General features: G+C 59.3%; 15 protein-coding genes. 2 read left to right on the forward strand and 13 right to left on the reverse strand.

Features of this window, described 5'->3' with window-relative positions:
- The first annotated feature begins 50 nt into the window (after positions 1 to 50).
- Positions 51 to 470 carry a preQ(1) synthase gene (gene queF, locus OYT1_RS10250; RefSeq protein ID WP_062626267.1) on the forward strand — a complete coding sequence of 140 codons (420 nt, stop codon included), beginning with the start codon at positions 51 to 53 and terminating at the stop codon, positions 468 to 470.
- Positions 471 to 489: 19 nt separating this feature from the next.
- Positions 490 to 1,743 carry an FGGY-family carbohydrate kinase gene (locus OYT1_RS10255; protein WP_062626268.1) on the forward strand — a complete coding sequence of 418 codons (1,254 nt, stop codon included), beginning with the start codon at positions 490 to 492 and terminating at the stop codon, positions 1,741 to 1,743.
- Between the two features lie 46 nt (positions 1,744 to 1,789).
- Here the strand turns inward: OYT1_RS10255 and OYT1_RS10260 are convergent, their stop codons facing one another.
- The 13 genes from OYT1_RS10260 to pcnB all read right to left on the reverse strand — a co-directional run bounded on the left by OYT1_RS10260 (position 1,790) and on the right by pcnB (position 12,072).
- Positions 1,790 to 2,095, reverse strand: coding sequence for a DUF190 domain-containing protein (locus OYT1_RS10260; protein ID WP_062626269.1), 306 nt, complete (start codon positions 2,093 to 2,095; stop codon positions 1,790 to 1,792).
- Between the two features lie 8 nt (positions 2,096 to 2,103).
- Positions 2,104 to 2,487: a fluoride efflux transporter CrcB gene (gene crcB, locus OYT1_RS10265; RefSeq protein ID WP_062626270.1), complete on the reverse strand. Its 384-nt coding sequence runs from the start codon at positions 2,485 to 2,487 to the stop codon at positions 2,104 to 2,106.
- A 56-nt stretch (positions 2,488 to 2,543) separates the two neighbouring features.
- The gene (locus tag OYT1_RS10270) at positions 2,544 to 3,449 is read right to left on the reverse strand and encodes a polysaccharide deacetylase family protein (protein WP_062626271.1); all 906 of its coding nucleotides are present in this window, start codon (positions 3,447 to 3,449) and stop codon (positions 2,544 to 2,546) included.
- Between the two features lie 113 nt (positions 3,450 to 3,562).
- On the reverse strand, positions 3,563 to 4,603 hold the full coding sequence (locus OYT1_RS10275; RefSeq protein WP_062626272.1) for a bifunctional UDP-4-keto-pentose/UDP-xylose synthase: 1,041 nt from the start codon (positions 4,601 to 4,603) through the stop codon (positions 3,563 to 3,565).
- Between the two features lie 9 nt (positions 4,604 to 4,612).
- Entirely contained in the window at positions 4,613 to 5,608 is a 996-nt protein-coding gene (locus OYT1_RS10280; RefSeq protein WP_232013171.1) for a formyltransferase, read from the reverse strand.
- A complete protein-coding gene (locus OYT1_RS10285) occupies positions 5,529 to 6,467 on the reverse strand; it encodes a glycosyltransferase (RefSeq protein WP_062626274.1) in 939 nt (312 codons plus the stop codon). The genes OYT1_RS10280 and OYT1_RS10285 overlap by 80 nt, the downstream gene beginning before the upstream one ends.
- Positions 6,464 to 6,844, reverse strand: coding sequence for an aspartate 1-decarboxylase (gene panD, locus OYT1_RS10290; RefSeq protein WP_062626407.1), 381 nt, complete (start codon positions 6,842 to 6,844; stop codon positions 6,464 to 6,466). Before panD ends, OYT1_RS10285 begins: the two co-directional genes overlap by 4 nt.
- Before the next feature lie 41 nt (positions 6,845 to 6,885).
- The gene (panC, locus tag OYT1_RS10295; RefSeq protein WP_062626275.1) at positions 6,886 to 7,719 is read right to left on the reverse strand and encodes a pantoate--beta-alanine ligase; all 834 of its coding nucleotides are present in this window, start codon (positions 7,717 to 7,719) and stop codon (positions 6,886 to 6,888) included.
- Between the two features lie 171 nt (positions 7,720 to 7,890).
- Positions 7,891 to 8,700, reverse strand: a complete 810-nt coding sequence (locus tag OYT1_RS10300; protein ID WP_062626276.1) for a hypothetical protein — start codon at positions 8,698 to 8,700, stop codon at positions 7,891 to 7,893.
- A gap of 97 nt (positions 8,701 to 8,797) precedes the next feature.
- Positions 8,798 to 9,589 (reverse strand): 3-methyl-2-oxobutanoate hydroxymethyltransferase, encoded by a 792-nt coding sequence (gene panB, locus OYT1_RS10305; protein WP_062626277.1) that lies wholly within the window; start codon positions 9,587 to 9,589, stop codon positions 8,798 to 8,800.
- Entirely contained in the window at positions 9,589 to 10,230 is a 642-nt protein-coding gene (locus OYT1_RS10310) for a deoxynucleoside kinase (protein WP_062626278.1), read from the reverse strand. The genes panB and OYT1_RS10310 overlap by 1 nt, the downstream gene beginning before the upstream one ends.
- A complete protein-coding gene (gene folK, locus OYT1_RS10315) occupies positions 10,217 to 10,711 on the reverse strand; it encodes a 2-amino-4-hydroxy-6-hydroxymethyldihydropteridine diphosphokinase (RefSeq protein WP_062626279.1) in 495 nt (164 codons plus the stop codon). Before folK ends, OYT1_RS10310 begins: the two co-directional genes overlap by 14 nt.
- A 2-nt stretch (positions 10,712 to 10,713) precedes the next feature.
- A complete protein-coding gene (pcnB, locus tag OYT1_RS10320) occupies positions 10,714 to 12,072 on the reverse strand; it encodes a polynucleotide adenylyltransferase PcnB (protein WP_062626280.1) in 1,359 nt (452 codons plus the stop codon).
- Positions 12,073 to 12,100: the final 28 nt, after the last annotated feature.

A 12,100-nucleotide genomic window follows, 5' to 3' on the forward strand; every position in this document is an offset into this window, starting at 1 on the left:
TCGGGTCGCTCAACGGTATAATCCGCCGCATTCTAACCGAGTACATCAACATGAGCACACAACCCAGCAAGTCTTTGGAAACCTTCCCCAACCCGCACCCGAACCGTGATTACCACATCCACATGGAGATCCCGGAGTTCACCTGCTTGTGCCCAAAAACCGGCCAGCCGGACTTCGCCACGCTGATCTTGGATTACATCGCTGACCAGCAATGCGTCGAACTCAAGAGCCTGAAGATGTACATGTGGAGCTTCCGCAACGAAGGCTGCTTCCACGAAGACGTGACCAACCGCATCCTCAACGATTTGGTCGCCGCCACCGATCCCAAGTTCATGCGCCTCACCGCCAAGTTCTACGTGCGCGGTGGCATCTTCACCAACGTGGTCGCCGAACATCGCAAACAAGGCTGGCAGCCCGCGCCGTATGTGGAGCTGAGCCAGTTCTCGACGCAATCGAATACGCGAGGCTAAGCGCGCAGCCGAGGTAAAAATGAGCTATTACCTCGGCCTCGACTTCGGTACGTCCGGCGCACGGGCGTGTGTGCTCGACGCGGACGCGCGCATCATCCATCAGGGGCAACTTGCCTTTCCCGCTGAACAATCGCCTCAAGTCTGGCGCGAGGCGCTGCATTCCTTGCTTTCTGGTTTGCCCGCCGAGCTTGCCCGCCAGTTGCGCGGCATCACGATCGACGCGACTTCCGCGACGGTGTTGATGTGCGATGCGGCGCTGGAGCCAATCTCGCCTGCGCTGATGTATCACGATGGACGGGCAACGGCGGAGGCGCTTGAACTGAAGGGCATCGCGCCGCCCAATCACACGGTGTGTGGTGCGACATCCGGGTTGGCGAAGTTCTTGTGGCTGACGCGCCATGCCGAGGTTTCGCGGGCGGCGCATTTCCTGCATCAGGCGGATTGGCTGGCGGCTTTACTCACAGGCCAAGGCGGCATTTCCGATTATCACAACGCGCTGAAGAGCGGCTACGACGTGGAAGCGTTGTGCTGGCCGGAGTGGGTACTGACCTTGCCGAACAGCCAACTGCTGCCAAAGATCGTCGCACCCGGCACGGCCATCGCCACGATCTCGACGGAGCTAGCGCAACGTTACGGCATTGCGGCAGATTGTCAGGTACACGCAGGAACGACGGACAGTATCGCCGCCTTCATCGCGTCAGGTGTGACGCAGCCGGGCGAGGCGGTGACATCGCTGGGAACGACGCTGGTGCTGAAACTGCTGTCGGAGCAGCGCGTCGAAGCGGCAGAGTTTGGCGTGTACAGCCATCGCTACGGCAACCTGTGGCTGGCGGGCGGCGCGTCCAACGCAGGGGGTGGGGTATTGCGACAATTCTTTGACGACGCGCAACTAACGGCATTTTCCGCCCGCATCGACCCAACCAAGGAAAGCCCACTCGACTATTACCCGCTGCCGCGCCCCGGTGAGCGCTTCCCCATCAACGATCCGCTGCTCACGCCACGCCTATCGCCTCGACCTCATGATGATGCCGAATTCCTGCATGGCTTGCTGCAAGGTCTAAGCCGCATCGAAGCGGCGGGTTACACCAAGCTGGCGGAGTTGGGCGCGACACCCTTGCGCGCGGTGGTCACGGCGGGTGGCGGAGCGAAGAATGCCGTGTGGATGCAGATGCGGGAACGGCTGTTGGGCGTGTCGGTGATGGCAGCGAATCAGGCGGAAGCGGCGTTCGGCGCGGCGTTGCTGGGAATGCGGGAATTGGCTGCGCCCCATTGAGCGATGCGGCTGCTTGGCGTGCGCAGATACGTCTGCACACTCACTATCACACCACGCCCGCCTCAGCTGGCTGCCGGACGTAGAACAGTTTCAGCCCCTGCGGACGCAGGGCTTCGAGCAGTCGATCCGCTTGTGCCGATTCCAGCACGAACTCCACTGTCACCGGCAACTCGCCGCCCAGCTCGAAGAAAGTCTCTTCGTGCAACCGTCCGTGCCGCCCGTAGCCTGCAATGGCGCGGAACGCCGAACCGCCGGAGACACCTAATCGGCGCGCCTCCTCCAGCAACCATTCGTAGAGCGATTTTCCCTCGCGCTGCTGCTTCTCACTGAGGTAGAACTTCAAGGTTTCCATCACGCCCCCTAGGATTGCAACCACTTGAACGACTGGATACCCAGCACCGTCATCACCAGCGAGCCGCCAAGATGGGCGGCGATGATGGCCGCGCCCCAAGTGTACTGGCCGCGCATCAGCAGGGTGACGGTCTCGGCGGAAAAAGTTGAGAAGGTGGTCAGGCCGCCGAGGAAGCCGGTAATGGCGAACAAGCGCCACTCCGGCGCGATCCCCGGGTGTTGCATGAAGAACGCCACCGCTAGTCCGATCAGATAGCCGCCCACCAGATTCGCCGCCAGCGTGCCCAGCGGCAGTTCAGGCAGCGCCGGATTCAGCCACAGACCCAGCCCCCAGCGCAGCCAAGCGCCGATGGCCGCACCGAGTCCAATAGCGATAAAAGCGTAAAGTCCCATGACAAAAAGAAAGATGAGTTACCGCTATTGTAACAGTCGCTTACGACTCAGCACTGTTAAGGATACGCTTGCGCCTGTACCGCCAGTTTTCCGATGCGCCCATCCACTTCGCGCATCTCGATGTTGTGCAGCGGCAGCTCTTCAGCTTTGAGGCTGGCGCGGTATTGCGCCATCGACACCAGTTCGAAGCCTTGTGCCTTCCAGCCTTCCAGCAACCGCTCGAACACCGGCATCCACTTGCCGCCTTCCAGCTCAGCATGCAGGGTGAACACCTGCGACTGCTCCGGCTGGTTTTCCGTCAGGTGCAGCATGTAGTTGGCCAATGTATCCAGCGTGATGGCATCGCGATTGATGAGTTCGTCCAGCGTAGGCAACGTGGTGGGAATCTGCGGACAAGCGATGATCTCGCCCTCCCACACCGGCATGAAGGGATGCGTGCCGCGCGTGTCAGAGCTATAGGAAAAACCGTGCTGTTGCATCAGGCGAAAGGCTTCGCGGTTCATCTGCCAACCCGCAGCGGCATGCGATTTCGGGGCGTCACCAAAGATCTGGCTATAGCGATCAACGGTACGCTTGAGTTCTTGCTGCGTCCACTCGGCATCCTTCTCCGCCACGTGATCCTGCCAGCGGATGTGGTCGTAGCAGTGGATACCAACCTCAAAACCTTCATCTCGTACTTTGCGCATGAGGTCGCCGCAACGCTTGCCGATGTCGGGCGCAGGCAGCAGCGTACCGTAGAGCAGCGTCTTGATGCCGTAATGCTCCACCACTGACATGCGCGACACTTTGCCGAGATAGCCGGGACGAAACACGCGCTTGATGGCGCGCCCCATATGGTCTGGACCGAGAGTGAAGAAAAAGGTGGCGCTCGCGCCGTGTTTCTTTAGCACCTCCATCAGGCGCGGCACACCCTCGCGGGTGCCACGATAGGTATCTACGTCGATCTTGAGTGCGAGCTGCATAGAGGCGAGTGCTGAGTACGGAATACAAAGTGCTGAGAGCTGAGTAGGAAACGCCGAGTGCTGAGTGTAGAGCAGACTTGCTCGGCACTCAGCACTCGCAACTCAGCACTGTTTTAGTCCACCAAACCCTTCGCTTCGGCGATCTGGCTGCGGTAGGCTTCGAAGATGCTGCGCAGAGTGTCAGCCATGCTGGTGGTGGGTTTCCAGCCCAGCTCTTCGCAGGTGTTGGTGATCTTCGGTACGCGGTTCTGCACGTCTTGGTAACCCTTGCCGTAATATGCGTCCGAGGTAGTCTCGACGATCTTCACCTTGGCGGCGGTGTCGCGGTATTCCACGTACTCGTTGGCCAGCTTCATCATCATGTCAGCCAAGTCTCGGATGGAGTAGTTGTTGGTCGGGTTGCCGATGTTGTAGATCTTGCCGGTGGCCACGCCGTTCTTGTTCTCGATGATCTTCATCAGCGCGTCGATGCCATCGCCGATATGGGTGAAGGCACGCTTCTGGTGGCCGCCATCGACCAGACTGATGTTCTCGCCGCGCGCGATGTGGCCGAGGAACTGGGTCACCACGCGCGAGCTACCTTCCTTCGGAGTGTGGATGGAATCCAGACCGGCGCCGATCCAGTTGAACGGACGGAACAGGGTGAAGTTCAGGCCTTCCATGCCGTAGCCCCAGATCACGCGGTCCATCAACTGCTTGGAGTTGGAGTAGATCCAGCGCGGCTTGTTGATCGGGCCGCAGATCAGCTCGGAATTCTCCGGATCGAACTCTTCGTCATGACACATGCCGTAGACTTCGGAAGTGGACGGGAACACCAGATGCTTGCCGTATTTCACCGCGGCACGGACGATGGGCAGGTTGGCTTCGAAATCCAGCTCGAACACGCGCAGCGGCTGCTTCACGTAGGTCGAAGGCGTGGCGATGGCCACCAGTGGCAGGATCACATCGCACTTCTTGACGTGGTATTCCACCCATTCCTTGTTGATGGTGATGTCGCCCTCGAAGAAGTGGAAGCGCGGCTTGCCGATCAGGTCGGAGATACGGTCGGTGCTCATGTCCATGCCGTAGACTTCCCAGTCGGTGGTAGCCAGGATACGGTTGGACAGGTGGTGGCCGATGAAGCCGTTCACGCCGAGGATCAGGACTTTTTTCATGTTGTTTCCTTAAGAATTGAATTCGAATCTTGCCGAGCCATACTGCGCCGCGAATGCTGCTGCACTCATCTCCACGCCGTCCAGCTCAAAACGCACCACGCGCAGCACGCCGCTGCCGCAGATCGCATAGGCTCGGCCTTCCTTGACATAAAAGGCGGGCGGCTCTTTCCCTGCCACGGTACAACGCGTCACCAGCGTCTGCAGAATGCGCATCGGTTTGCCCATCAGCGTGGTCGTTGCGCCCGGATACGGCGGGGCGACGGCGCGCACCAGATTATGGATGGTTTGCGCACTTTGCGCCCAATCAATTACGCCGTCCTGCGGTTTGCGACCACCGAAATAGCCGCCCAGACTCAAGTCCTGCTTCAAGCGCGGCGCGGTTCCGGCCAGCAGGGCGGGCAATACACCGTTCAGCGCCAACTCGGCGGCGACCATCACTTTCTGGAACACCTCGTGCGCGGTGTCATTGGGCAGGATGGGGATCGCCTGCTGCGCCACGATGTCACCGTTGTCCGGCTTCTCGGTCATGTAGTGCAAGGTCGAACCGGTCTTGGTCTCGCCGTGGATGATCGCCCAGTTCACCGGCACGCGGCCACGATATTGGGGCAGCAGCGAGCCGTGCATGTTGAGCGCCCCGCGCGGCGGGATGTCGAGCAAGCCCTTCTTCAGCATCTCGCGATAGTAGAAGGAGAAGAAGAATTCCGGCTGCAAGGCGCGGATCTGCTCGACGACTTCCGGCGTGTTCGGATCGTCCGGCGTGATGGTCGGAATGCCGTGCAGCTCGGCCAGCGCCTGCACGCTGTCGAACCAGATGTTCTCGTTAGGGTTGTCGCGGTGGGTCACCACCAACTTCACGTCCACGCCGTGCGCCAACAGCACGGAGAGGCAACGACAGCCGACGTTGTGATAGGCGAAGACGACCGCGCTACTCATCGCGCTGTTCCAGCACGGCTTCCACCAGATAACGCGGCCGATGCCGCACTTGCTGGTAGATGCGTCCGACATACTCGCCTAGCAGACCGATGCCGAATAAGGCGATGCCGATCAGGAAGAACATCAGCGCGAACAAGGTAAACAGGCCTTCCGCCTCGGGGCCGATCCACAAACGGCGCAGCACCAAGAACACGAAGAAGATCGCCGACAACAGCGAGATGCCGATACCTGCCATCGAGAACCATTGCAGCGGCACCACGGAAAAGCCCGTCACCAGATCGAAGTTGAGGCGGATCAGGCTGTATAGCGAATATTTCGACTCACCCGCCGCACGCTCTTCGTGGCCAACCACCACTTCGGCGGGGTTGCGCGCGAAGGTGTAGGCCAGCGCCGGGATGAAGGTGTTTACTTCGCGGCTAGCGTTGATAGCGTCGATGATGGCGCGATCGTAGGCGCGAAACATGCAGCCCTGATCGGTCATCTTGATGCGGGTGATTTTTTCGCGCAGACCGTTCATGGCGCGCGAAGCGTAATGCCGCCAAGTGCTGTCGCTGCGCTGGCGACGGATCGAGCCAACGTAGTCGTGGCCTTCGTCCATCTTGGCCAGCAGCAAAGCAGTGTCTTCAGGCGGATTCTGCAAATCGGCATCCAGCGTCACGATGCGCTGACCACGACAACGCTCGAAGCCCGCCATGATCGCCATGTGCTGACCGAAGTTGCCGTTGAACAGAATGACGCGGGTCACGTCTGGACGCTTCTGGAACTGCTCGCGCAGAATGGCGGCGGAGCGGTCACGGCTGCCGTCGTTGACGAACACGATCTCGTAGGCGATGGCGAGCTTGTCCAGTGCCGGATACAGCCGGTCGAACAAGGCCTGCAAGCCTTGCTCTTCGTTATAAACGGGAATGACTACCGAGAGTTCGACGCTCATGCGGCCTGCGCCGGGATGAAGTCGCGCTGCATCACGATGCGGTTCTGCGCATCCACGTACACCAGTTGCGGGTGGAAGCGCTCCAGCTCCAGTTCGGTGTATTGCGCGTAAGTCGCGATGATGAGCAAGTCACCCGGATTGGCCTTGTGCGCCGCCGCACCATTCACCGAGATCGTGCCGGAACCGCGCTGGGCGCGAATGGCATAAGTAGTGAAGCGCTCGCCGTTGCTCACGTTGTAGATGTCGATCTGCTGATACTCGCGGATATCAGCCGCATCCAGCAGATCATCGTCGATCGCACAGGAACCTTCGTAATGAAGTTCCGACTGCGTGACGGTCACGCGGTGCAGTTTCGACTTGAGCATGGTACGTTGCATGGACTGACCTTCCAGAAAAGAGGCGCGCATTATATAAGCGCTTACCCCTCAAGACAAATTTCAAGGTTATCGATTAAGCGGGTGATGCCCAGCTTGGCCGCCGCCAGCACCACCAACTCGTGCTCGCCGGATGTCGGAGCAGCCAGCGTAGCTTGTGAACGTATCGCCACGTAGTCCACCTGCCAACCACGCGCCGCCAGGGCTTCTGCCGCTTGCCGCTCCAACGCGGCGGCGTCTCGGACACCGGAGAGCAGATTTTGTTTCACTGCCTGCAAGGTTTGTGACAAAAACACCGCCTCGCCACGTTCGGCAGGACTCAAATACTGATTGCGCGAAGATAAGGCCAAGCCATCCGCCGCCCGCACCGTTTCGCCGCCGATGATCTCGACCGGCAGGTTGAACTGCGCCACCAACTGACGAATCACGTGCAACTGCTGGTAATCCTTCTTGCCGAACACGGCGACTTGCGGCTGCACCAGATTGAACAGCTTCAACACCACCGTCGCTACCCCGCTGAAATGGCCGGGCCGCGCCGCGCCGCACAACTCACTGGCGATAGGCGGCGGTGTCACCGTCATCGTCTGCGGCAGCGGATACATCTCAGCGACCGAGGGCGCAAACACCACATCCGCCAAGCCCTGCAACTGCGCACAATCTGCCTCTAAAGTACGCGGATACGTATCGAAATCCTCGCCCACGCCGAACTGCAACGGGTTGACGAAAATACTCACCACCACACAGCGCCCATGCTGACGGGCGATGCGCACTAGATCAAGATGACCCACGTGGAGATTGCCCATCGTAGGCACAAAAGCGACGGACGACTCACCCGCCAAACGGGCGCGCAACTCGGAAACGGAATGGATCAACTGCATTTTGAGAATTGAAGGAAAAACTAATGGGCGGAGTTTAACGCATCGCGAGTCAGCTAGACCGGCTCCGTTGCAGGGAGGGGGTAGAAGTGTTCAGTTTAGGCTTAGTGGAGTTCAACGAAAGTCACCGGGGGTAGCTCGGCTATTTTAACCGTGCGGCGCAATGCCAGTTGCTTATTGCGCCCTACCTAGGTCATTTAACGCTCTCACTACCTCTGTTATTTCCTCTTCAGAGGAAATACCCTGACTTACGGCAAGAAAGGAAATAAGTGTAAATGGCTTTCCGCTCTTTGCAGCAGCGTAAGCCTTGTGGTGCCCATCGATAAGGTAATGTGCTAGACACCAATGGCTCGTGATGTCTTGCTCTCTATCCCAATCCGCAGGTGACTTGATGTCGAGGATACTGATACTCACAGCGGATGGCATTTCATTGTTGTTATATGCAGCCTCGTATTCTGCCAAGCGCCTCTGATCTAACCAATTGTGCGGAAACATCGGAACTAAGAATTCGAATAGACCCCGACCCTCTTTCATCGATTTTGTCCGAAGACGGTAATACTCGGTCTTTGGGAAGTGGGGCATACCCCAAAAGCCATTGACTCCCCACAGCGCCACCTGTTCGTCTGCGAAGTAGTCTGACTCTTCTCCTGGCTTCACCAAGCGAGGCCGGACGTCTTGTAGCAACAACTTGTACTTGCCGTCTGGAACGATTAGCGCTAACGCTTGGACGATAGAAGGGGCAAGATTCCGAACACCTTTATTAAGAGCATCAACAACTACCTCGGAATTTACGCTTTTGTTGGCACCCTCTAGACGCTCAAAAAAGAATGAACATGTTTCGCACACGTTGCCAATATGGAAAGCCTTCTTCCCATCAATTGTCAAGTATCGATCCCACACCTTCCAGTTGCCACCGCCCTCGGTTGTGAACCCGATGATGCTGGATGATCCACTGACTTCTAGCTCTGACGTTTCAAACAACATAGGTACTCAGCTGATGAGGGCTAACGCGCAATTTATACAGCAATCCAAGGATTGATAATAAGCGCGAACTTGAGACGCACGTGGTGAGATTCCGCCTTCAAAACCCATGCTCCTTCGCCGGAAACTCCCCTGCCTTCACTTCCCTCACATACCCCCCCACCGCCTCAGCGATAGAGGTCGCTCCCGCCATAAAACTCTTAACAAACCTTGCCTTCTTCCCCGGAAACACATCCAACATATCGTGCAGCACCAGCACTTGCCCGGAGCATCCCGCGCCTGCGCCGATACCAATGGTAGGAATGTTCAGATTGGCAGTGATCTCTTCCGCCAAAATAGCCGGAACCATTTCCAGCACCAACATCCCCGCCCCTGCCTGCTCCAGTTCGCGGGCGGCTTCGATGAGTTCCAATGCCTGTTTCTGCTCGCGGCCTTGCACGCGGTAGCCGCCGAGTTGGTGGACGGATTGCGGGGTAAGGCCGAGGTGAGCGCAGACAGGGATGCCGCGCCGGGTGAGGAATTCGACGGTGGCGACCATCTCACTGCCACCTTCTAATTTAACCATCTGCGCACCCGCCGCCATCAGCCGAGCGGCATTCTCGAACGTCTTTTCCGGGCTAACTTGCGAGGTGCCGAACGGTAGGTCGGCAACGATGAAGGCTTGCTTCGCGCCACGCGCCACGCATCCGGTGTGATACACCATGTCGTCCAGCGACACAGGCAGGGTAGTCTCGTGGCCTTGCAACACCATGCCGAGCGAATCGCCGACCAGCAGCACGTCCACGCCCTGCGCTTCCAGCAGCGCAGCGAAACTGGCATCGTAACAAGTCAGCACGGCGATCTTTTCGCCCTTGCTGCGCATGGTTTGCAAATTGGTCAGCGTTGTTCGCATCAGGCCCCCACGTTGAAATATTCCCGCGCTCCGCGCATCTGCTTGATGCGCTCCATCAACATGGCAAAGTCGTCCGCCTTGTCCACGAAATTGAGGTTTTCGCTATTCACCACGAACACCGGCGCGGCATCGTAATGGTAGAAGAAATCGCTGTAAGCTTGCGATAGACGGGTGAGATAGCTGTCAGAGATCGGCCGCTCGTAAGGGTTGGCGCGACGATGGACGCGCTCGATCAGTGTCTCCGGTGCGGCTTGCAAATAGATCACTAGGTCGGGCGCGGGCACCTGCGGCGCGAGGTGGCGAAACACGTTCTGGTAGAGCATGAATTCGTCGTCGTGCAGGTTGAGGCGGGCAAACAACTCGTCCTTGGCGAACAGGTAGTCGGATACTGTGTTGACCTCGAACATACCCGCTTGTGTCAGCTGTTTCATCTCGGTGATACGCTGAAACAGAAAGGACAGCTGGGTGGACAAGGCATAGCGCGCCGGATCGAGGTAGAAGCGCTCCAGAAAGGGGTTGGCTTCCGGCTTCTCGAACAGCGTGGTTGCGCCAGTGTGCGCGGCCAGCTTGCGCGCGAGGCTGGTCTTGCCCACGCCGATGGGACCTTCGACGACGATGTGGCGATATTTATCCAGCGACATCTTGCATCCGCTCCAGTGATTGATCGCTACAGTTTTGCATGGCCTCTGCCGCCCTCCCGACGCCCGGGATCTCGCAGTCCGGCGCGATCTCCAACAGCGGCAACAGCACAAAGGCGCGCTTATGCATCTCGGGATGCGGCACGGTCAGGCCGTGCTCATGGTGTTGCAAATCGTCGTACAGCAGCACGTCCAGATCCAGCGTTCGCGGCGAATTGAGGAACTCGCGGGTACGGCCGTTGACCTGCTCCAACGCCAGCAGCGCATCCAGCAGCGCATGTGCGCCTAAGCCCGTCTCGACTTTCGCCACGGCATTGATAAAATCCGGCTGATCGAGGTAACCCACTGGCGCGCTGCGGTACAACGAGGATTGAGCCAGCAGGCGGGTTTGCGGCAAGGTGTCGAGTGCGCGCAATGCCCCGCGAACCTGCGCCGCTGGGTCAGCCAGATTGCTGCCCAGTCCGATGTAAGCGATGTGCGCCATGATTACTCCGCCACAGCGTCCGGTGTGGCAGCCGGTGCGCCGTTGGCCGGTTTTTTGCGGCGACGGCGTTTCTTCTTCGCAGCCAAGCCGTTGTCCGGCATCAGCATCTCGGCACGACGCTCATCCGAGGCATCCTGAAACTCGTCCCACCACTCGCCCAATTCGGCATCGGCCTCACCGCTACGGCAACGCAACACCAAGAAATCGTAAGCGCCACGGAAGCGCGGCTGCTCCAGCAAACGATAAGGCCGCTGGCCGCTGCGCTGCTCCAGACGCGGTTGCAACAACCACAGTTCCTTCATCGTCACGTCGTAACGGCGCGGAATGGCGAGCTTCTTACGCTGGCGCTCCAGCACGATCTCCATCGCTTCGTTCAACGCAGGCAAGGAACGCTCACCCGACTCCATGCGCTTGTTCCAGACCGTCAGCACTTCGTGCCACAGCAGCGCGGCAAACAGAAACGCAGGCGACGTCGGCTTGTCGTCGCGGATGCGCTGGTCGGTGTTCTCCAGCGCCAGCATGACGAAACGCTCGCCCATCGGCTGCTCCAGGATCACGTCCAGCATCGGCAACAAGCCGTGGTGCAGGTGCATGGCGCGCAATTTTTTGATGCACTCGACCGCATGGCCGGACAGCAGCAGCTTGAGCATCTCGTCCAGCAGCCGCGCCTCAGGCACGTTGCTCAGTAGTTCCTTCATACCGAAGATGGGCTGGGCGGTAGCCGGATCGATAGTCATGCCCAGCTTGGCTGAGAGACGAACCGCGCGCAACATGCGCACCGGATCTTCGCGGTAGCGGGTAGCGGGGTCGCCGATCATGCGCAGCACGTTGGCGCGCACATCGTCCACACCGTGGTGGTAGTCGAAGATCTCTTGGGTGGTCGGGTCGTAGAACAGGCCGTTGGCGGTGAAGTCACGCCGAGCGGCATCTTGCTCCATGTTGCCGAATTCGTTGTCGCGCAGAATGCGGCCATGCGCGTCGGTCTGCGCCTCTTCCGCTTCCAATGCGCGACGGAAGGTGGACACCTCGACCGTCTCCTGCCCGAACATCACGTGCACCAGTCGGAAGCGACGACCGATGATATGGGCGCGGCGGAACACGCGCTTCACTTCTTCCGGCGTGGCATCGGTGGCAACATCGAAATCCTTGGGGTCGCGCTTGAGCAGCAGATCGCGCACTGCGCCGCCGACCACGTAGGCTTTGAATCCAGCGGCCTGCAAGCCATCGGTGACGCGCTTCGCGCCGTAGCTGATGCCGTCGCGGCTGACACCGTGCTCGGCGAACGGGATCGCGTGGCTCATGCCCACGGACTTGGCTTTGGCCGACCTGCCGAATACGCGCTTGAACAGTTTTCTAATCATGGAGTTCGTTGATGTTGGGATGCGGCGT

This window comes from Ferriphaselus amnicola (genome assembly GCF_000974685.2).
Taxonomy (GTDB): domain Bacteria; phylum Pseudomonadota; class Gammaproteobacteria; order Burkholderiales; family Gallionellaceae; genus Ferriphaselus; species Ferriphaselus amnicola.

Bases quoted from the DNA above. Each gene is read 5' to 3' on its own strand.
- queF (WP_062626267.1), top strand. From the start codon at position 51: ATGAGCACACAACCCAGCAAGTCTTTGGAAACCTTCCCCAACCCGCAC.
- OYT1_RS10255 (WP_062626268.1), top strand. From the start codon at position 490: ATGAGCTATTACCTCGGCCTCGACTTCGGTACGTCCGGCGCACGGGCG.
- OYT1_RS10260 (WP_062626269.1), bottom strand. From the start codon at position 2,095: ATGGAAACCTTGAAGTTCTACCTCAGTGAGAAGCAGCAGCGCGAGGGA.
- crcB (WP_062626270.1), bottom strand. From the start codon at position 2,487: ATGGGACTTTACGCTTTTATCGCTATTGGACTCGGTGCGGCCATCGGC.
- OYT1_RS10270 (WP_062626271.1), bottom strand. From the start codon at position 3,449: ATGCAGCTCGCACTCAAGATCGACGTAGATACCTATCGTGGCACCCGC.
- OYT1_RS10275 (WP_062626272.1), bottom strand. From the start codon at position 4,603: ATGAAAAAAGTCCTGATCCTCGGCGTGAACGGCTTCATCGGCCACCAC.
- OYT1_RS10280 (WP_232013171.1), bottom strand. From the start codon at position 5,608: ATGTCGGACGCATCTACCAGCAAGTGCGGCATCGGCCGCGTTATCTGG.
- OYT1_RS10285 (WP_062626274.1), bottom strand. From the start codon at position 6,467: ATGAGCGTCGAACTCTCGGTAGTCATTCCCGTTTATAACGAAGAGCAA.
- panD (WP_062626407.1), bottom strand. From the start codon at position 6,844: ATGCAACGTACCATGCTCAAGTCGAAACTGCACCGCGTGACCGTCACG.
- panC (WP_062626275.1), bottom strand. From the start codon at position 7,719: ATGCAGTTGATCCATTCCGTTTCCGAGTTGCGCGCCCGTTTGGCGGGT.
- OYT1_RS10300 (WP_062626276.1), bottom strand. From the start codon at position 8,700: ATGTTGTTTGAAACGTCAGAGCTAGAAGTCAGTGGATCATCCAGCATC.
- panB (WP_062626277.1), bottom strand. From the start codon at position 9,589: ATGCGAACAACGCTGACCAATTTGCAAACCATGCGCAGCAAGGGCGAA.
- OYT1_RS10310 (WP_062626278.1), bottom strand. From the start codon at position 10,230: ATGTCGCTGGATAAATATCGCCACATCGTCGTCGAAGGTCCCATCGGC.
- folK (WP_062626279.1), bottom strand. From the start codon at position 10,711: ATGGCGCACATCGCTTACATCGGACTGGGCAGCAATCTGGCTGACCCA.
- pcnB (WP_062626280.1), bottom strand. From the start codon at position 12,072: ATGATTAGAAAACTGTTCAAGCGCGTATTCGGCAGGTCGGCCAAAGCC.